Origin of the sequence: Citrobacter sp. EC_71, from assembly GCF_019584005.1 — a bacterium.
Lineage (GTDB): Bacteria > Pseudomonadota > Gammaproteobacteria > Enterobacterales > Enterobacteriaceae > Citrobacter > Citrobacter werkmanii.
Genome location: NZ_VDAY01000020.1, coordinates 60,564 through 80,173, shown reverse-complemented (window position 1 = coordinate 80,173; position 19,610 = coordinate 60,564). Strand labels below are relative to the sequence as shown.

The 19,610-nt window shown below is 53.0% G+C and carries 22 protein-coding genes and 1 pseudogene; 20 read left to right on the top strand and 3 right to left on the bottom strand.

Translation table 11 applies throughout. The features are described 5' to 3' along the window. Positions 1-144: 144 nt before the first annotated feature. Positions 145-1,405: pseudogene (locus FHD02_RS19235) on the bottom strand (FliC/FljB family flagellin). Positions 1,406-1,660: 255 nt separating this feature from the next. Between FHD02_RS19235 and fliD the strand changes: the two are divergent. The 4 genes from fliD to amyA all read left to right on the top strand — a co-directional run bounded on the left by fliD (position 1,661) and on the right by amyA (position 5,411). Continuing rightward, complete coding sequence (fliD, locus tag FHD02_RS19230) at positions 1,661-3,061, top strand: flagellar filament capping protein FliD (RefSeq protein ID WP_220394200.1); 1,401 nt, start codon at positions 1,661-1,663, stop codon at positions 3,059-3,061. Between the two features lie 15 nt (positions 3,062-3,076). After that, positions 3,077-3,484 carry a flagellar export chaperone FliS gene (fliS, locus tag FHD02_RS19225; protein ID WP_137371260.1) on the top strand — a complete coding sequence of 136 codons (408 nt, stop codon included), beginning with the start codon at positions 3,077-3,079 and terminating at the stop codon, positions 3,482-3,484. Then, positions 3,484-3,855: a flagella biosynthesis regulatory protein FliT gene (fliT, locus tag FHD02_RS19220; RefSeq protein ID WP_061382620.1), complete on the top strand. Its 372-nt coding sequence runs from the start codon at positions 3,484-3,486 to the stop codon at positions 3,853-3,855. Before fliS ends, fliT begins: the two co-directional genes overlap by 1 nt. A gap of 68 nt (positions 3,856-3,923) precedes the next feature. After that, positions 3,924-5,411, top strand: coding sequence for an alpha-amylase (gene amyA, locus FHD02_RS19215; protein WP_137360891.1), 1,488 nt, complete (start codon positions 3,924-3,926; stop codon positions 5,409-5,411). A gap of 40 nt (positions 5,412-5,451) precedes the next feature. Here amyA and yedD read toward each other — a convergent pair whose 3' ends face one another. Then, positions 5,452-5,865, bottom strand: a complete 414-nt coding sequence (gene yedD / locus FHD02_RS19210; RefSeq protein WP_042307689.1) for a lipoprotein YedD — start codon at positions 5,863-5,865, stop codon at positions 5,452-5,454. 164 nt (positions 5,866-6,029) lie between these two features. Here yedD and yedE point away from each other — a divergent pair, with 164 nt between their 5' ends. Both yedE and yedF read left to right on the top strand, forming a co-directional pair. Continuing rightward, positions 6,030-7,256, top strand: coding sequence for a selenium metabolism membrane protein YedE/FdhT (gene yedE / locus FHD02_RS19205; RefSeq protein WP_371415444.1), 1,227 nt, complete (start codon positions 6,030-6,032; stop codon positions 7,254-7,256). Beyond that, on the top strand, positions 7,253-7,486 hold the full coding sequence (yedF, locus tag FHD02_RS19200; protein WP_137360889.1) for a sulfurtransferase-like selenium metabolism protein YedF: 234 nt from the start codon (positions 7,253-7,255) through the stop codon (positions 7,484-7,486). Before yedE ends, yedF begins: the two co-directional genes overlap by 4 nt. Before the next feature lie 53 nt (positions 7,487-7,539). On the opposite strand, the gene fliE is transcribed toward yedF, so the two are convergent. Further along, positions 7,540-7,854 (bottom strand): flagellar hook-basal body complex protein FliE, encoded by a 315-nt coding sequence (gene fliE, locus FHD02_RS19195; protein ID WP_016153486.1) that lies wholly within the window; start codon positions 7,852-7,854, stop codon positions 7,540-7,542. Positions 7,855-8,070: 216 nt separating this feature from the next. Between fliE and fliF the strand changes: the two genes are divergently transcribed. The 14 genes from fliF to rcsA all read left to right on the top strand — a co-directional run bounded on the left by fliF (position 8,071) and on the right by rcsA (position 19,570). After that, positions 8,071-9,744 (top strand): flagellar basal-body MS-ring/collar protein FliF, encoded by a 1,674-nt coding sequence (fliF, locus tag FHD02_RS19190; RefSeq protein WP_137349994.1) that lies wholly within the window; start codon positions 8,071-8,073, stop codon positions 9,742-9,744. Beyond that, positions 9,737-10,735: a flagellar motor switch protein FliG gene (gene fliG, locus FHD02_RS19185; RefSeq protein ID WP_003030443.1), complete on the top strand. Its 999-nt coding sequence runs from the start codon at positions 9,737-9,739 to the stop codon at positions 10,733-10,735. The genes fliF and fliG overlap by 8 nt, the downstream gene beginning before the upstream one ends. Continuing rightward, positions 10,728-11,435 carry a flagellar assembly protein FliH gene (gene fliH / locus FHD02_RS19180; RefSeq protein ID WP_061382616.1) on the top strand — a complete coding sequence of 236 codons (708 nt, stop codon included), beginning with the start codon at positions 10,728-10,730 and terminating at the stop codon, positions 11,433-11,435. Before fliG ends, fliH begins: the two co-directional genes overlap by 8 nt. Next, a complete protein-coding gene (gene fliI, locus FHD02_RS19175; RefSeq protein WP_042307679.1) occupies positions 11,435-12,805 on the top strand; it encodes a flagellar protein export ATPase FliI in 1,371 nt (456 codons plus the stop codon). Before fliH ends, fliI begins: the two co-directional genes overlap by 1 nt. 21 nt (positions 12,806-12,826) lie before the next feature. Next, positions 12,827-13,270, top strand: coding sequence for a flagellar export protein FliJ (gene fliJ / locus FHD02_RS19170; RefSeq protein ID WP_038641574.1), 444 nt, complete (start codon positions 12,827-12,829; stop codon positions 13,268-13,270). Further along, positions 13,267-14,481, top strand: coding sequence for a flagellar hook length control protein FliK (gene fliK, locus FHD02_RS19165; protein WP_137360888.1), 1,215 nt, complete (start codon positions 13,267-13,269; stop codon positions 14,479-14,481). The genes fliJ and fliK overlap by 4 nt, the downstream gene beginning before the upstream one ends. A gap of 104 nt (positions 14,482-14,585) precedes the next feature. Continuing rightward, positions 14,586-15,053 carry a flagellar basal body-associated protein FliL gene (gene fliL / locus FHD02_RS19160; protein WP_038641578.1) on the top strand — a complete coding sequence of 156 codons (468 nt, stop codon included), beginning with the start codon at positions 14,586-14,588 and terminating at the stop codon, positions 15,051-15,053. Positions 15,054-15,057: 4 nt separating this feature from the next. Continuing rightward, positions 15,058-16,062: a flagellar motor switch protein FliM gene (gene fliM, locus FHD02_RS19155; protein ID WP_038641580.1), complete on the top strand. Its 1,005-nt coding sequence runs from the start codon at positions 15,058-15,060 to the stop codon at positions 16,060-16,062. After that, a complete protein-coding gene (gene fliN, locus FHD02_RS19150; RefSeq protein WP_005127761.1) occupies positions 16,059-16,472 on the top strand; it encodes a flagellar motor switch protein FliN in 414 nt (137 codons plus the stop codon). Before fliM ends, fliN begins: the two co-directional genes overlap by 4 nt. Beyond that, entirely contained in the window at positions 16,472-16,849 is a 378-nt protein-coding gene (gene fliO / locus FHD02_RS19145) for a flagellar biosynthetic protein FliO (RefSeq protein WP_137360887.1), read from the top strand. Before fliN ends, fliO begins: the two co-directional genes overlap by 1 nt. After that, complete coding sequence (gene fliP / locus FHD02_RS19140) at positions 16,849-17,586, top strand: flagellar type III secretion system pore protein FliP (protein WP_038641584.1); 738 nt, start codon at positions 16,849-16,851, stop codon at positions 17,584-17,586. Before fliO ends, fliP begins: the two co-directional genes overlap by 1 nt. A 9-nt stretch (positions 17,587-17,595) precedes the next feature. Further along, entirely contained in the window at positions 17,596-17,865 is a 270-nt protein-coding gene (fliQ, locus tag FHD02_RS19135) for a flagellar biosynthesis protein FliQ (protein WP_032939600.1), read from the top strand. Positions 17,866-17,873: 8 nt separating this feature from the next. Beyond that, complete coding sequence (fliR, locus tag FHD02_RS19130) at positions 17,874-18,659, top strand: flagellar biosynthetic protein FliR (RefSeq protein ID WP_042307668.1); 786 nt, start codon at positions 17,874-17,876, stop codon at positions 18,657-18,659. 287 nt (positions 18,660-18,946) lie between these two features. Then, positions 18,947-19,570 carry a transcriptional regulator RcsA gene (gene rcsA, locus FHD02_RS19125; RefSeq protein WP_137349992.1) on the top strand — a complete coding sequence of 208 codons (624 nt, stop codon included), beginning with the start codon at positions 18,947-18,949 and terminating at the stop codon, positions 19,568-19,570. Positions 19,571-19,610: the final 40 nt, after the last annotated feature.

Genomic DNA, 19,610 nt, shown 5'->3' with positions numbered 1-19,610 from the left:
TGTGAAACAATTTATCCTGCCAGAAAAGAGAAAACGGCCCAAAAAAAGGACCGTTCGAATCTCAAAAACCCAGTATCCCGTTCACTCAAAACATCTTAAGTGAACGGTGTTACGCCGGAGCGGGGTTTGCGCGATAAGCGTAAATTAACGCAGCAGAGACAGAACGTTCTGCGTGGTCTGGTTAGCCTGTGCCAGAACAGAAGTACCTGCCTGTTGCAGGATCTGAGCACGAGACATGTTAGACACTTCGGTCGCGTAGTCGGAATCTTCAATACGGCACGGGCAGAAGACAGGTTGTTCACGGTGTTACCGAGGTTGGTGATTGCTGATTCGAAACGGTTCTGAACAGCACCTAACTGGCTACGGAATTTATCTACATCGGATAACGCAGCATCAATTTTATCCAGGGGGTTTACCGTAATATCAGGAGTGACAGCAGTGCCAGCGGTAACTTTACCATCAGCATCAAATGTTGCGGATGTATAGGTAGCATGATCGGTGACTGCATCGGTTGTTCTAATAGCGTAAGCATCTTTGGCATTAACGCCAGTTCCAGTTTTGTATTTTACTAAATCTTGGTTTTTCGCAAAACCTGTCTCAGCATCTACTTTAACTGTCTTGCCTACTGTTTTAACTTCTACAGGATTTGCTGCCGGAGTATATTCAGCTCCTGTAGAATCGTATGTTACCGTGCCTTTTGTGCTATCAACCTTGGCTTCGTAATTCTTAGCGTTAATAGTAACATATGTTTTACCATCATCATCTGTCATAAGTTTGCCGCCGGTTACTGCTGCTCCCCCCAAATCTTTGAGCATGCTTTCATCAAAAGTAGCGTTTACATTCAATGATGTGCCATTTGAAACGGTGTTTGCCATTTTGGTAACATCGAGCTTATCTAGCCCCAGCGTTGAAGAGTCGATTTTTTTCAGATCAATAGAAATTGTTTCATTATCATTCGCGCCAACCTGAATAGTCAACTTACCATCTTTACTCAACACTTTCGTACCATTGAAATCGGTCTGTTCAGCTACGCGATTGATTTCAGACAAGCGTTGGTTAATTTCATCTTGAATAGAGGTTAAATCAGAACCAGAGTTCGTTCCGTTCGCCGCCTGCACGGACAGCTCACGCACACGCTGCAGGTTGTTGTTGATTTCGTTCAGCGCACCTTCAGTGGTCTGTGCGATAGAAATACCGTCGTTGGCGTTACGGGACGCCTGAGTCAGGCCTTTGATGTTAGATGTGAAACGGTTGGCAATCGCCTGACCAGCAGCATCGTCTTTGGCGCTGTTGATACGCAGACCAGAGGACAGACGCTCGATAGCGGAGCTCAGAGAGGACTGAGATTTGTTCAGGTTGTTTGGGTCAACAGCGACAGGCTGTTTGTATTGATGACTTGTGCCATGATCTTTTCCTTATCAATTACAACTCGATGTTATTGGGCTGTTGCCCACGGTTTCTCACCGTAACCCATGTATCGGCACCTTAAATTCGAACTTTAGAAAATTTTTTCTTTCCGCTCTCTTTTTTCTTAGCCCGTGAAATACCCTCTTTATGCACCACTATTCCGCGCATTATTTTGACAAAACTATCATTAAACTTTGCGCGCAGATTGCCGATAACCCGCTTAACAATTGTTTGCAATCACAAGGAATCGGGCATGGCTTCATTTACATCATTAGGCGTAGGCTCAGGCTTACCACTGGACACGTTGCTAAACAACCTGACTATTGCTGAGAAAAAACGTTTAAATCCAATCACTCAGCAACAAACCGACAATACCGCCCGTCTGACGGCTTACGGTACGCTGAAGAGTGCGCTGGAAAAATTCCAGACGGCCAATACCGCGTTAAATAAACCGGAGCTGTTCAGAAGCAGTAACGTGACCAGCAGCACTGAAGATCTGAAAGTCACCACCGAAGCTGGCGCGGCACCGGGAATTTATACCATCAGCGTCACGCAGCTGGCGCAGGCGCAGTCTCTGAGCACCTCATCGGTTGCTTCCAGCAAAGAGACGCTGGGTGATGGTTCTGCTACCCGTACAATTAAGATTGAGCAGCCGGGTCGTAAAGAGCCGCTGGAGATTAAACTGTCGCAAGACAAAACCACGCTGGATGATATCAGTAAGGCGATTAACGATACCGATAGCGGAATCTCCGCCAGTATCGTGAAGGTGAAAGATGGCGAATTCAAACTGGTGCTGACCGCAGCAGAAGGTCTGGACAGCAAAATGACCATCTCTGTTGACGGCGACAGCAAGCTTAACGACCTGCTGGCTTACGACAGTGACACTGGCACCGGTAAAATGGACGAGCTGGTGGTTGCGCAAAACGCCAAATTAACCATGAACGGGATTCCTATTGAACGTCAGAGTAACAAAGTCACCGATGCCCCGCAGGGGGTGACGCTGGAACTGACCAAAAAGGTCACCGACGCGCGTGTCACCGTCACGAAAAGCAATGAGAAAGCTACGGAAGCAATTAAAGGCTGGGTGGATGCCTATAACTCACTGATCGATACCTTTAATACGTTGACCAAATATAAAGCCGTTGATCAAGGTGCTGAAGGACAGGACAAAGACAACGGTGCCCTGGTGGGTGATAGCGTAGTACGTATGATCCAGACTGGTATCCGTGCGCAGTTTGCTAACTCCGGCAGCGAAGGCGCCTTTAAGACGCTGAACGAAATTGGCATCAAGCAAGATGGCAAAACCGGCAAGATGACCATCGATGACACCAAACTGAAAAAAGCGCTGGACGAAAACACCGCTTCGGTACGTGAGTTGTTGGCTGGCGACGGCAAAGAAACCGGGATCACCACCAAAATTGCCGCTGAAGTAAAAAGTTATTTGGCTGATGACGGCATTATCGACAGTGCACAAGACAGCATTAATGCGACGCTGAAAAAACTGACCAAACAATACCTGTCAGTCAGCGCTAGTATTGACGACATGGTTGCGCGATATACGGCGCAGTTTACCCAGCTCGATAGCATGATGAGCAAGCTGAATAACACCAGTACCTATCTGGGCCAACAATTTACAGCGATGAATAAATCCTGATAACACGAGGTAAGCATGTATACCGCGAGCGGTACCAAAGCCTATGCACAGGTCAGCATAGAGAGTGGCGTGATGAGCGCCAATCCGCATCAGTTGATCGAAATGTTGTTTGATGGTGCGAACAGCGCCCTGGTGCGCTCTCGCCTGTTTATGCAACAGGGCGATATCGTCGCCAAAGGCGAGGCGTTAAGTAAAGCCATTAATATTATCGACAATGGTCTGAAAGCAGGTCTGGATCAGGAAAATGGCGGTGAAATCGCCACCAACCTGTCTGCGCTCTATGACTATATGATTCGCCGTTTACTGCAAGCCAACTTGCGTAATGATTGTCAGGCTATTGAAGAAGTCGAAGGGTTGCTCGGCAACATTGCGGAAGCCTGGAAACAGATCTCACCGAAAGCGTCGTCCCAGGAGTCTCGTTAATGACCTCAGCCGTGGAGTTTATCAACCGTTGGCAGCGCATCGCGCTACTCAGTCACTCGCTGCTGGAACTGGCGCAGCGGGGTGAGTGGGACCTTTTACTGGAACAGGAAGTTAGCTATCTGCAAAGTATTGAAGTGGTCATGGAAGAGCAAACTCCACCTGGCATTACGAGAAGTATTCAGGACTTAGTGGCCGGGTATATTAAACAGACGCTGGATAACGAACAGTTGCTCAAAACACTGTTGCAGCAGCGGCTGGATGAACTTAGCAACCTCATCGGTCAGTCGACGCGCCAGAAGACGCTCAATAACGCCTATGGCCGTCTTTCCGGCATGCTGTTAGTGCCCGACGCCCCCACCGCCCCGCAATAATTTTCTGTTAAATCTGAATAATCTTCCATACTCCAGAGGTCGGCCAAACGACTTCTGGAGCACGGAAGATGAAAAATCCCACGTTATTGCAGTATTTTCACTGGTATTACCCCGATGGGGGGCAACTCTGGCCCGAGCTTGCCGAACGCGCAGGCGGACTCAATGATATCGGCATCAATATGGTGTGGCTGCCCCCCGCCTATAAAGGCGCATCCGGCGGTTATTCCGTTGGCTACGACTCGTACGATCTGTTTGACCTGGGCGAGTTTGACCAGAGGGGAACCATCCCCACCAAATATGGCGATAAAAACCAGCTGCTGGCGGCAATTGACGCGCTGAAACACAACGACATCGCCGTACTGCTCGACGTGGTGGTTAACCACAAAATGGGCGCAGATGAGAAAGAAAAGATTCGCGTCCAGCGGGTTAACGCCGACGATCGCACGCAAATAGAGGATGAAATCATCGAATGTGAGGCCTGGACGCGCTATACCTTCCCCGCCCGCGCAGGCCAGTATTCACAATTCATTTGGGATTTTAAATGCTTCAGCGGCATTGACCATATCGAGAACCCCACCGAAGACGGCATTTTCAAAATCGTTAACGATTACACCGGTGAAGGCTGGAACGATCAGGTGGACGATGAACTGGGTAATTTTGATTATCTGATGGGCGAAAACATCGATTTTCGTAATCACGCCGTGACCGAGGAGATCAAATACTGGGCGCGCTGGGTGATGGAGCAAACCCAGTGCGACGGCTTTCGTTTAGATGCGGTGAAACATATTCCGGCATGGTTTTATAAAGAGTGGATTGAACACGTACAGGAAGTCGCCCCCAAGCCATTGTTTATTGTCGCGGAATACTGGTCCCACGAGGTCGACAAGCTGCAAACCTACATTAACCAGGTGGAGGGGAAAACCATGCTGTTCGACGCCCCTTTGCAGATGAAATTCCACGAGGCCTCCCGTCAGGGCCGCGATTACGACATGAGCCAGATTTTCACCGACACGTTAGTCGAGGCCGATCCGTTTCATGCCGTCACGCTGGTTGCCAATCATGACACCCAGCCATTGCAGGCGCTGGAAGCCCCTGTCGAGGCGTGGTTTAAGCCGCTGGCCTATGCGTTGATCCTGCTGCGGGAAAACGGCGTACCGTCGGTGTTTTATCCTGACCTCTACGGAGCGCATTACGAAGACACCGGCGGCGATGGCGAAACCTATCCTATCGACATGCCAATTATCGAACAGCTTGCCGAACTGATCCTCGCCCGCCAGCGCTTCGCCCACGGCGTACAGACGCTCTTCTTCGATCATCCTAACTGTATCGCTTTTAGCCGCAGCGGAACGGACGAAGATCCCGGCTGTGTGGTGGTGCTGTCTAACGGCGATGACGGGGAAAAAACCATCAATCTGGGGGCGAATTACGGTAATAAAACCTGGCGCGATTATTTGGGAAATCGCGAAGAAAGCGTGGTGACCGATGAAAACGGGGAAGCGACGTTTTTCTGCAACGGCGGTAGCGTCAGCGTGTGGGTGATTGAAGACGTGTTGTAATACTCAACCCCGGTGGCTACTGGCTACCGGGGCGTGCTGCTTATGGCAGCGGTGTGGCCAGCGGCGTTTTCGTTAACGCGTCAGCGCACTCCTGCGTCGGGCGATCCACTCGTTGCAGCGTCATGCCATCATACTCCAGCGTATTGCCTTCGCGCTCAATCTCATACAGCTCACGTTTCACCGTCACGTTGGTGAGATCGCCGGAAATCATCGTCAGTTTCCCCGGCAGGGCAATGACCCGCTGCCACTGGCGACAATCCAGCGTGTCACCCTCTTTCGTCACTACCAGGCTGGCAATGGCTTCCGGGCTGACCAGGCTACGTTGCGGTCCTTTTGACTGCCAGTAACCTTCCAGACCGGCTGGCGCGGGCGTTTTCACCACGTCGTTATAATTCTCTACTTCGGCGCATCCGCTCAACGCCAGAAATACCCCAACGATTGCTAATTTTTTCATCATTCATCCTGCATGCGAAGAAAATGGGATTGTGGCATTAAAGGCCTGATGCCGCCAGCCTTTCGGTGGCATTGAGAAAGATTGATCCAGACGGTGTTACCTCTTATTACTCATAGTCAAAAATTCTGATCGGTGTAGTATCCACACTTCTTGTTACATACCTTCTGAGTTCAGAGGCAAAACGCATGTCATGGCAACACTTCAAACAGGCCTGGTTAATTAAATTTTGGGCCCCTGCCCCTGCGGTCATCGCAGCGGGTATTCTCTCTACTTACTATTTCGGCATTACGGGAACCTTCTGGGCCGTGACCGGTGAATTCACCCGTTGGGGTGGTCAAATCCTGCAATTATTTGGCGTTCACGCCGAAGAGTGGGGTTACTACAAGCTGATCCATCTTGAAGGCTCCCCCCTGACCCGCATCGACGGTATGATGATCCTCGGTATGTTCGGCGGCTGTTTTGCTGCCGCACTCTGGGCCAACAACGTCAAACTTCGCATGCCGCGCAGTCGGATACGCATCATGCAGGCGATAGTCGGCGGGATTATTGCCGGATTCGGCGCCCGTCTGGCGATGGGGTGTAACCTGGCCGCGTTCTTCACCGGCATTCCACAGTTCTCGCTACACGCCTGGTTTTTTGCGCTGGCAACAGCCATTGGCTCGTGGTTTGGCGCACGTTTTACCCTGCTGCCGATATTCCGTATTCCGGTCAAAATGCAGAAAGTCTCCGCCGCTTCCCCGCTGACGCAAAAACCGGATCAGGCGCGTCGCCGTTTTCGCCTCGGCATGCTGGTGTTTATCGCCATGATCGGCTGGGCGCTACTCACCGCAATGGATAAACCCAAGCTCGGCCTGGCGATGCTGTTCGGCGTCGGGTTCGGTCTGCTGATTGAACGGGCGCAAATCTGCTTCACTTCAGCCTTCCGCGACCTGTGGATTTCCGGTCGTACCCATATGGCAAAAGCGATCATCTTCGGGATGGCGGTCAGCGCCATCGGTATTTTTAGTTATGTGCAGTTAGGCGTCGAGCCGAAGATTATGTGGGCGGGTCCAAATGCAGTGATCGGTGGCTTGTTGTTTGGCTTCGGTATTGTTTTAGCGGGCGGGTGTGAAACCGGCTGGATGTACCGCGCCGTTGAAGGTCAGGTACATTACTGGTGGGTTGGTCTGGGCAATGTAATTGGCTCGACCATTCTGGCCTACTACTGGGATGATTTTGCGCCAGCCCTCGCCACCAACTGGGATAAGGTGAATCTGCTCAACACCTTTGGTCCGCTCGGTGGCTTGCTGGTGACCTATCTGCTGTTATTTACCGCGCTGATGCTCATCATTGGCTGGGAAAAACGTTTCTTCCGCCGTGCAGGGCTGACGCCTGCCAAGGAGTCTGTATGAAAAATATCGTGCCTGATTATCGCCTGGATATGGTCGGCGAACCATGTCCGTACCCGGCAGTTGCCACGCTGGAAGCGATGCCGCAATTGAAGAAAGGGGAAATTCTGGAAGTGGTGAGCGACTGCCCGCAGTCAATCAATAATATTCCACTGGATGCGCGCAATCACGGCTATAAGGTGCTGGATATTCAGCAGGATGGCCCAACGATTCGCTATTTGATTCAGAAGTAACTGTTTGCCGGATGGCCTGCGCTCATCCGGCCGACATTATCTGCACGTTGTCCCTACACCTGCATCGACATGACTTCCTGATACGCCGATACCAGTTTATTACGTACCTGAATCCCCATCTGCATCGACACCGATGCTTTTTGCATATCGGTCATCACATCATTCAGCGCAATACCCGGTTCACCGAGGGTAAATTTCTCAGCCTGGACACGGGACGCGGTCTGCACATCGCTGATTCTGTCTAACGCCGCATGCAACTGACCGGCAAAACTCACGGTCGGTTGTGGCTGCATATCCTGCATTTTTGCTGACATCGCCGTGGTTTGTAACTGGCTGATGACCCCTTCAATCCCCTGTATTGCCGACATTCTGATCCCCTGGATGAATTTTCACATAGCTGAGATTACCAGTTAGTCAATAAGATAAAGGCGTTAAATAACGATAAAAAACCACGGTTTTTAACCCATAGAAAAATTCGAAACCGCAAATAATGAGACCGTGAATTTTTCGAGTTTGCTGACCCGGGAGTGAGTCTTGTTCCACTTTGCAAAAAACGCCGTCCACGATAAGCCACGAGGTGCGAGATGAGTGCGACAGCATCGACTGCAACCCAGCTTAAACCTCTCGAGTGGTTAAATCGCCTGCGCGCGAATCCCAGAATTCCTCTGATTGTTGCAGGAGCCGCTGCCGTCGCTATCGTCGTGGCGATGGTTCTATGGGCCAAAGCGCCCGACTACCGCACCTTGTTCAGCAATCTTTCCGATCAGGATGGTGGCGCGATTGTCACCCAACTGACGCAGATGAACGTTCCCTATCGTTTTACTGAGGGAAGCGGCGCTATTGAAGTTCCGGCCGATAAAGTCCACGAGCTGCGCTTGCGTCTGGCGCAGCAAGGCCTACCGAAAGGTGGAGCCGTTGGCTTTGAGCTGCTGGATCAGGAAAAGTTTGGTATCAGCCAGTTTAGTGAGCAGGTCAACTACCAGCGCGCGCTGGAAGGTGAATTAGCCCGCACTATTGAAACCCTGGGCCCGGTAAAACGTGCCCGCGTGCATCTGGCGATGCCTAAACCTTCGCTGTTTGTACGTGAGCAAAAAGCGCCTTCGGCCTCCGTCACCGTTAATCTGGAACCGGGTCGAGCGCTGGATGAAGGTCAAATCAGCGCGGTCACGCATTTGGTCTCCAGCGCTGTTGCAGGCTTACCGCCGGGCAACGTGACGCTGGTCGACCAGGCGGGTCATCTGTTAACCCAGTCGAACACCAGCAGCCGCGATCTCAACGATGCGCAGTTGAAATACGCCAGCGACGTCGAAAGCCGCGTGCAGCGCCGGATCGAATCGATCCTGTCGCCAATTGTCGGCAACGGTAATGTCCATGCACAAGTCACCGCGCAACTGGATTTTGCCAATAAAGAGCAAACCGAAGAGCAATACCGTCCAAACGGTGATGAGTCCCAGGCCGTGCTGCGCTCGCGCCAGTTAAACGTCAGTGAGCAGGTTGGTAGCGGAGCGCCTGGCGGCGTACCGGGCGCATTGTCTAATCAGCCAGCGCCGGCTAATACCGCGCCAATCGCCAATCCCCCGGCGAATCAGCAAAATGCGCAAACCACGCAGACAACGAATAACAGTAACAATGCCGGTCCGCGCAGTACGCAGCGCAATGAAACCAGCAACTATGAAGTCGACCGTACCATTCGCCACACCAAAATGAACGTTGGCGATGTGCAGCGTCTCTCAGTTGCCGTCGTGGTCAACTATAAAACGCTGCCAGACGGCAAACCGCTGCCGTTAACTGCCGAACAGATGAAACAGATTGAAGATCTGACCCGCGAGGCGATGGGTTTCTCCGACAAACGTGGCGATACCCTGAACGTGGTGAACTCTCCGTTCACAGCGACCGACGATTCCATGGGTGAGCTTCCGTTCTGGAAACAGCCGTTCTTTATTGATCAGTTAATGTCCGCAGGTCGTTGGTTGCTGGTTCTGCTGGTCGCCTGGCTCCTGTGGCGCAAAGCCGTTCGCCCGCAATTGGTCCGTCGCAGCGAGGAAGCCAAAGCCGCACAAGAACAAACGCGAATCCGTCAGGAAACCGAAGAAGCGGTAGAAGTTCGCCTCAGCAAAGACGAACAGACCCAGCAACGTCGCACGAACCAGCGCCTGGGCGCAGAAGTCATGAGCCAGCGTATTCGTGAAATGTCAGATAACGATCCGCGCGTCGTGGCGCTGGTCATTCGTCAGTGGATGAGTAACGATCATGAGTAATGCCCTTACCGGTACCGATAAAAGCGTCATCCTGCTGATGACCATTGGCGAAGATCGCGCGGCGGAGGTGTTTAAGCACCTTTCCACGCGCGAAGTTCAGGCGCTCAGTACGGCGATGGCCAACGTACGCCAGATCTCCAACAAACAGTTGACGGAAGTGCTGGCGGAGTTTGAACAAGAAGCCGAACAATTTGCCGCGCTAAACATTAACGCTAACGAATATCTGCGCTCGGTGCTGGTGAAAGCGCTGGGTGAAGAACGCGCGTCCAGCCTGCTGGAAGATATTCTGGAAACCCGCGATACCACCAGCGGCATTGAAACGCTCAACTTTATGGAGCCGCAAAGCGCCGCCGATCTTATCCGCGACGAACATCCACAGATTATCGCCACCATTCTGGTGCACCTCAAACGGGGCCAGGCTGCCGATATTCTGGCGCTGTTCGACGAACGTTTACGTCACGACGTCATGCTGCGTATCGCCACTTTCGGCGGCGTACAGCCTGCCGCGCTGGCGGAATTAACCGAAGTATTGAATGGCCTGCTCGACGGCCAGAACCTCAAGCGCAGCAAAATGGGCGGCGTGAGAACGGCGGCGGAAATCATCAACCTGATGAAAACCCAGCAGGAAGAAGCCGTTATTACCGCCGTGCGCGAATTCGACGGCGAACTGGCGCAGAAAATTATCGACGAGATGTTCCTGTTCGAAAACCTGGTGGACGTCGACGATCGCAGTATCCAGCGTCTGCTGCAGGAAGTGGATTCCGAATCGCTGCTGATTGCCCTGAAAGGCGCCGAACAGCCGCTACGCGAGAAGTTCCTGCGCAACATGTCGCAACGTGCTGCCGATATTCTACGCGACGACCTCGCCAACCGTGGTCCGGTGCGTTTGTCGCAGGTAGAAAACGAACAGAAAGCGATTCTGCTTATTGTGCGTCGTCTGGCGGAAACCGGCGAGATGGTGATCGGCAGCGGCGAGGATACCTATGTCTAACGAACTGCCGTGGAAAGTCTGGACCCCGGACGATCTCGCCCCACCGATGGCGGAGTTCGTGCTGGCCGACCACAGTGAAACACCGCTGTCAGAAGAGACCGCCGAGCCGGAACTCTCTGCAGAGCAACAGCTTGAGCAGCAGCTCGCGCAGTTGCAAATGCAGGCCCATGAGCAAGGTTATAACGCCGGTCTGGCGGAAGGTCGACAAAAAGGCCACGAACAAGGCTATCAGGAAGGACTGAATCAGGGCCTGGAGCAAGGCCAGAACCAGGCGCGCGCACAGCATGCGCCAATCACTGCCCGTATGCAGCAACTGGTGAGCGAATTTCAGAATACGCTGGACGCACTGGACAGCGTTATCGCCTCGCGCCTGATGCAAATGGCGCTGGAGGCGGCGCGTCAGGTGATAGGTCAGACGCCTGTCGTGGATAACGCGGCGCTGATTAAACAAATTCAACAGCTGTTACAGCAGGAACCGCTGTTCAGCGGTAAACCGCAGCTGCGCGTACATCCGGACGATCTCCAGCGGGTGGAAGAGATGCTCGGTGCGACCCTCAGTCTGCACGGCTGGCGGCTGCGCGGCGATCCCACGTTGCATCACGGCGGCTGTAAAGTCTCTGCCGACGAAGGCGATCTGGATGCCAGCGTCGCTACACGCTGGCAAGAGCTCTGCCGTCTGGCCGCGCCAGGAGTCGTGTAATGACCACTCGTCTGACTCGCTGGCTCAATACGCTGGACAACTTCGAAGAGAAAATGTCGCTGCTGCCTGCGGTGCGTCGCTACGGGCGTCTGACCCGCGCCACCGGACTGGTGCTGGAAGCCACCGGATTACAGCTGCCGCTGGGCGCCACCTGCGTCATTGAACGCCAGGACGGCAACGAAACTCAGGAAGTTGAAAGTGAAGTCGTGGGCTTTAACGGTCAGCGACTGTTTCTGATGCCGCTCGAGGAGGTCGAAGGCGTTCTACCCGGCGCGCGCGTGTACGCGAAGAATATTGCCGGAGAAGGTCTGCAAAGCGGGAAACAATTACCGCTGGGTCCTGCTCTGCTGGGCCGGGTGCTCGACGGCAGCGGCAAACCGCTCGACGGTCTGCCCGCGCCGGACACCACCGAAACCGGGGCGCTGATGACGCCGCCGTTTAACCCGCTGCAGCGTACACCTATTGAACACGTACTGGATACCGGCGTGCGCCCCATTAACGCGTTGTTAACCGTCGGGCGCGGTCAGCGTATGGGACTTTTCGCGGGTTCGGGCGTCGGTAAAAGCGTCCTGCTTGGCATGATGGCGCGTTATACCCAGGCAGATGTCATCGTCGTCGGGCTGATTGGCGAACGTGGCCGCGAAGTTAAAGATTTTATTGAAAATATTCTCGGCGCTGACGGTCGCGCACGCTCGGTGGTGATTGCCGCTCCGGCAGACGTTTCACCGCTGTTACGTATGCAAGGCGCGGCCTACGCCACGCGCATCGCCGAAGATTTCCGCGATCGTGGACAGCACGTATTGCTGATTATGGATTCCCTCACCCGCTATGCGATGGCGCAACGTGAGATCGCGCTGGCGATCGGCGAGCCGCCAGCAACCAAAGGCTATCCACCGTCAGTATTCGCCAAATTACCGGCGCTGGTGGAACGTGCCGGAAACGGTATTCACGGCGGCGGTTCAGTTACCGCGTTTTACACCGTCCTGACCGAGGGTGACGATCAGCAGGACCCGATTGCCGATTCGGCACGCGCAATTCTGGACGGCCACATTGTGCTGTCCCGCCATCTGGCCGAGGCTGGTCATTACCCGGCCATCGATATAGAAGCCTCGATCAGCCGCGCCATGACTGCGCTCATTAGTGAACAGCACTATGCGCGGGTGCGTAATTTTAAACAGTTGCTATCCAGCTTCCAGCGTAACCGCGACCTGGTCAGCGTGGGGGCGTATGCCAAAGGCAGCGATCCGATGTTGGATAAAGCCATCGCCTTATGGCCACAACTGGAAGCATTTTTACAGCAAGGCATTTTTGAACGGGCTGACTGGGAAGATTCCCTGCACGCTTTAGAACTGATTTTCCCTGGTGTGTGATTGAGCAGGAGAGCATAGGTCATGGCACAACATGGTGCATTAGCAACGCTGAAAGACCTGGCTGAGAAAGAGGTAGAAGACGCCGCTGTCTTATTGGGAGAGATGCGTCGTGGCTGTCAGCAGGCGGAAGAACAGTTGAAAATGTTGATCGATTATCAGCATGAGTACCGTAACAATCTGAATAACGATATGGGTCAGGGTATTACCAGTAATCGCTGGATTAACTATCAGCAGTTTATTCAGACCCTGGAAAAAGCGATTGAGCAACATCGCCAGCAGCTCAATCAATGGACACAGAAAGTGGACCAGGCGCTGAACAGTTGGCGCGATAAAAAACAACGGTTGCAGGCGTGGCAGACTCTGCAGGACAGACAAACCTCGGCGGCGTTACTCGCCGAAAACCGTCTGGATCAGAAAAAAATGGATGAATTTGCTCAGCGTGCAGCTATGAGGAAACCCGAATGATTACTTTACCCCAACTGATTACCACCGACACCGACGTAGCCGCAGGTCTTCAGTCAGGCAAAGCGGTAGATTCACCCGAGGATTTTTTAGCGCTGCTGGCTGGCGCATTAGGTGCGGACGACGCGCAGGGTAAAGGCGCGCCATTGACGCTTGCCGACTTGCAGGCGGCGGGCAGTAAACTGCAAAAAGGGTTGCTGCAAAAAAATGGTGATGTCACCCAGGCGGTCAAGTTAACCGATCTGCTGGCGCAAAAAGAGATGCAAACCGATGCTTCTCTTGCCGACATGACAGACGCGCAGCAACTGTTGTCAGCGCTGACGCCGTCGCTGAAAGTGAATGCCCTGACAACACTGGGCAAAGTTGCTCCGCAGGATGAAAAAAACACCACGCTCAGCGATGACGATCTCGCCAACCTGAGCGCGCTGTTCGCCATGCTGCCGGGACAACCGCTGGCGACGCCTGCCGTCGACAGCCCCCCTGCCCCCGTTGATGCCACGCTTTCGGCGTTGTCTCGAGGCACGGCACATGGCGCTATCACCGATAACGCGGCCGAGCTGCTGCCCGGTGACGCCAAAAAAGGTAAAGCGGATATTGCCTCTCCTGGCAGCAGCCTGGATCAGACAAACAATCCGCCGCTAACCCCCCTGACGGCAGCGGCGGCGACCAGAGCAGAAATTGACAGCGCCCCCTCGCCGACCAGCATTGGCGTGACGGCTGCTCCGTTAAGTGGCCCACAGACACATGCTCAGCCGTTACCCACCGCCGCGCCGGTGCTAAGCGCTCCGTTGGGTAGTCAGGAATGGCAGCAATCATTGAGTCAGCACGTCACACTATTCACGCGTCAGGGCCAGCAGAGCGCAGAGCTGCGCCTGCATCCACAGGATCTGGGTCAGGTGCACATTTCCATTAAGCTGGATGACAACCTCGCACAGCTGCAAATGGTATCACCACACAGTCACGTGCGCGCCGCGCTGGAAGCCGCGTTACCGATGCTGCGTACGCAGTTGGCTGACAGTGGGATCCAGTTGGGACAAAGCAACATCAGCAGTGAGAGCTTTGCCGGACAACAGCAGTCTTCCGGGCAGCAACAGCAGGCGGGTCGTGCTCAGGGACAAGATATTTTTGCCGCTGAAGATGACACCATCCTGGCAACGCCAGCCTCACTGCAAGCCGCTGCCCGCGGTGATGGCGCAGTAGACATCTTCGCCTAACGCCAGAGGTAGCATGATTATCCGCGTCTTTTCCACGCTTTGTCGTGGACAGGACACGGGATAATCAGCCCATAAGCTGTACCGAAACAGGAAGCCCGTATCTGATGACTGACTCCGCGATTAACAAAAAAAGTAAACGCGCTATTTGGATCCCTCTGCTGGTATTAATTACCCTCGCCGCCTGCGCAACTGCGGGATATAGCTACTGGCGCATGCAGCAGCAGCCGTCCGCCAGCGTCAAAGCGGAACCGGCTCCACCGCCTGCCCCGGTATTCTTTGCGCTGGATACCTTTACCGTCAATCTGGGCGATGCGGACCGCGTGCTGTATATCGGTATCACGTTGCGCATGAAAGACGAGGCGACACGTGCGCGTCTGAATGAATATTTGCCGGAAGTACGCAGCCGCTTGCTGCTGCTGTTTTCTCGTCAAAATGCGGCTACGCTCGCCACCGAGGAAGGTAAACAACAGCTGATTACCGCCATCAAAGAGACGCTCGCGACTCCGCTCGTTGTCGGGCAGCCAAAACAGGTTGTCACCGACGTTCTTTATACAGCTTTTATTCTGCGGTAAAGACATGGGCGACAGTATTCTTTCTCAGGCTGAAATCGACGCATTGCTGAATGGCGATAGCGAAACCAAAGACGAACCCATTACCGGTATCGCAAAAGAGAGCGATATTCGTCCTTATGATCCCAACACCCAACGCCGCGTGGTGCGTGAGCGTTTACAGGCGCTGGAGATCATTAACGAACGCTTCGCGCGCCAGTTCCGTATGGGATTATTTAACCTGTTGCGCCGTAGCCCGGATATTACCGTGGGGGCGATTCGTATCCAGCCGTATCACGAATTTGCGCGTAACTTACCGGTGCCGACCAACCTGAACTTAATCCACCTCAAGCCGCTGCGCGGTACGGGTCTGGTGGTGTTCTCACCAAGTCTGGTATTTATCGCTGTTGATAACCTGTTCGGCGGCGATGGACGCTTTCCGACGAAAGTGGAAGGTCGCGAATTTACGCATACTGAACAGCGCGTGATCAACCGCATGCTGAAGCTGGCGCTTGAAAGCTACAGCGACGCGTGGAAGGCCATCAATCCGCTGGAAGTGGAATACGTTCGTTCCGAGATGCAGGTGAAATTTACCAATATCACCACCTCGCCTAACGACATTGTGGTGAACACCCCGTTCCACGTTGAAATTGGCAACCTGACCGGTGAATTTAACATTTGTCTGCCATTCAGCATGATTGAACCATTGCGCGAGCTGCTGGTGAATCCACCGCTGGAAAACTCACGTAATGAAGATCAGAACTGGCGCAATAATCTGGTGCGTCAGGTTCAGCATTCTGAGCTGGAGCTGGTGGCAAACTTTGCCGACATTCCGCTGCGGCTTTCCCAGATTTTAAAGCTGAAACCCGGCGATGTACTGCCGATTGAAAAACCTGACCGCATTATTGCTCATGTGGACGGCGTGCCTGTACTGACCAGCCAGTATGGCACCGTGAACGGTCAGTATGCGTTACGCGTAGAACATCTGATAAACCCGATTTTGAATTCGCTGAATGAGGAACAGCCCAAATGAGTGATATGAATAATCCGTCCGATGAGAACACTGGCGCATTGGACGATCTGTGGGCTGACGCGTTAAACGAGCAAAAAACCACGACCACCAAAAGTGCGGCCGATGCGGTATTCCAGCAGTTAGGCGGCGGCGACGTCAGTGGTGCTTTGCAGGACATCGACCTGATCATGGACATTCCGGTCAAACTGACCGTTGAACTGGGCCGTACCCGCATGACCATCAAAGAGCTGCTGCGTCTGACGCAGGGTTCCGTTGTCGCGCTGGATGGTCTGGCGGGCGAACCGCTGGATATCCTGATCAACGGTTATCTGATCGCCCAGGGTGAAGTGGTGGTGGTCGCGGATAAATACGGCGTGCGTATCACCGACATTATCACTCCATCAGAACGTATGCGTCGTCTGAGCCGTTAATCATGAACACCCAGGCAACAGTTTCTCAGCCAGCCGCCGTCCCCGGCTCACCACTGGTGCAGGTAAGCGGTGCGCTGCTTGGGATCATCGTGTTGATCCTGGCGGCAGCCTGGGTCATTAAACGCCTGGGCTTTGCCCCCAAAAGCAACGGTACGCGAGGGCTGAGGGTTGCGGCAAGTACCTCACTGGGCCCACGTGAGCGCGTGGTGATTGTTGAGGTTGAAGATGCGCGCCTGGTGCTGGGCGTCACGGCCTCGCAAATTAACATATTGCACACCCTGCCCCCGGCACCTGCCGATGCAGAAGAAAAACCGGCCTCCCCTGCGGATTTCCAGGCCATGATGAAGAGTTTGCTCAAGCGTCCCGGGAGATCCTGATGCGCCGTTTGTTTTCCATCACGCTGGCAGGCTTATGGCTTTTCAGTCCAGTCGCCCTCGCCCAACTGCCGGGTCTGGTCAGTCAACCGCTGCCAGGCGGCGGACAAAGCTGGTCATTGCCTGTACAGACGCTGGTGTTTATCACCTCACTGACGTTCCTGCCTGCCATTTTATTGATGATGACCAGCTTCACCCGCATCATCATCGTTTTCGGTTTGTTGCGAAATGCGTTGGGAACGCCATCTGCGCCCCCCAACCAGGTGCTACTGGGCCTGGCGCTATTTTTGACTTTTTTCATCATGTCGCCAGTAATCGATAAAATCTACGTTGACGCGTACCAGCCGTTCAGCGAAGAGAAGATCTCCATGCAGGAAGCCATGGAGAAAGGCGCCCAACCGTTGCGCGAGTTTATGTTGCGCCAAACCCGTGAAGCCGATCTGGCGCTGTTCGCCCGTCTGGCAAACAGCGGTCCCTTACAGGGGCCCGAAGCCGTACCGATGCGAATTTTGCTTCCGGCTTATGTCACCAGTGAATTGAAAACCGCCTTCCAGATAGGCTTTACCATTTTTATCCCGTTTCTGATTATCGATCTGGTTATCGCCAGCGTGCTGATGGCGCTCGGGATGATGATGGTGCCGCCCGCCACGATCGCGTTACCGTTTAAGCTGATGCTGTTTGTGTTGGTGGACGGTTGGCAGTTGCTTGTCGGCTCGCTGGCACAAAGCTTTTACAGTTAGAGGCGCGAAATGACACCTGAATCGGTCATGATGATGGGGACAGAAGCGATGAAGGTCGCTCTGGCCCTTGCTGCACCTTTGCTGTTGGTGGCCCTCGTCACAGGTCTTATCATCAGCATTTTGCAGGCGGCGACCCAGATTAACGAAATGACGCTGTCCTTCATTCCCAAAATTGTTGCGGTGTTTATTGCCATCATTGTTGCCGGCCCGTGGATGCTTAACCTGCTGCTCGACTATGTGCGTACGCTGTTCAGCAATTTACCGTATATCATCGGGTAGACAACGTTATGTTGCAGGTGACCAGCGTTGAGTGGATGCAGTGGCTAAATCTTTACTTCTGGCCGTTGCTGCGCATTCTGGCGCTCATCTCCACGGCCCCCATTCTCAGCGAACGCGCCATCCCCAAGCGGGTAAAACTGGGGCTGGGATTGATGATAACCATCGTTATCGCCCCATCGATTCCCCCTGCAGACGTCCCCATCTTTTCCATCGGTGCGTTGTGGCAGGCCATGCAACAAATTTTGATCGGCATCGCCTTAGGCTTCACCATGCAGTTTGCATTTGCCGCCGTGCGTACCGCCGGGGAACTGATTGGCCTGCAAATGGGGCTTTCCTTTGCGACATTTTTTGACCCGGGCAGCCGCCTGAATATGCCGGTCCTGGCACGACTGATCGACATGCTCGCCATGCTGTTATTCCTTACCTTTAATGGCCATCTGTGGCTGATTTCGCTACTGGTGGATACGTTTCATACTTTGCCCATTGGCGGCAATCCGGTTAACAGCAATGCATTTCTCGCGCTGGCACGGGCGGGTAGCCTGATTTTCCTCAACGGACTCATGCTGGCCCTACCGGTTATGACGCTGCTGCTGACGCTGAACCTTGCGCTTGGTTTGTTAAACCGCATGGCGCCACAGCTGTCGATTTTTGTCATTGGCTTTCCTCTCACCCTGACCGTAGGTATTTCATTAATGGCGGCGCTGATGCCATTAATTGCGCCATTCTGCGAGCGCTTGTTCAGCGAAATTTTTAATTTGTTGGCGGATATTGTCAGCGAAATGCCCGGAAAATAATAACCCTTAATTTTTATCCTGTTTTACTAAGGATTGTCCTAAATTTAAAAACCGACAACATCCACCAGGATATCGCTGTCGCGGTTTATTTGTTTTTGCTTCACTCACATAACGCAACATTTACTTTACTTTAAGATGTTTCCTGGCAAATTATACGCAACTTTACGGGATAGTAAATTCGCCTGAAAACAGCGAAAGCGTCATCTTGGGTCGTTATTATTCCGTTTAGTTGTGATGCAATAATCAGGTAAGGGGAATTATCGTTACGCATTGAGTGAGGGTATGCCATGTCAACGATTATTATGGATTTATGCAGTTACACCCGGCTAGGGTTGACCGGATATCTGGTCAGTCGGGGGGTGAAAAAAAGGGAAATCAACAATATTTCCAGCGTTGGTGAACTCAGTCTCGCCTGTGTTTCGCTGCAACCCGCTGTGGTGTTTATTAATGAGGACTGTTTTATCCACGATCCAGCTAACAGTCAGCAAATCAAGCAAATCATTAATCAGCATCCCAGCACATTATTTATTGTATTTATGGCAATTGCCAATGTGCATTTTGATGAGTATCTTTTAGTCAGAAAAAATTTATTGATCAGCTCTAAATCAATTAAGCCTGATTCACTGGATGAACTTCTTGGCGATATTCTGAAAAAGGAAGTGAATATTGCTATCGATGTTAATCTGCCGACGTTGTCATTAAGCCGTACCGAATCCAGCATGCTACGCATGTGGATGGAGGGACAGGGAACAATACAGATCTCAGACCAAATGAATATCAAGGCCAAGACCGTCTCATCCCATAAGGGAAATATAAAACGAAAGATTAAGACGCATAATAAGCAAGTTATCTATCACGTGGTTCGACTCACGGATAACGTCACCAATGGTATCTTCGTAAATACGCGCTAGGACGTTCTGACTGGTGGCGGAACCACCAGTCAGCATCAAG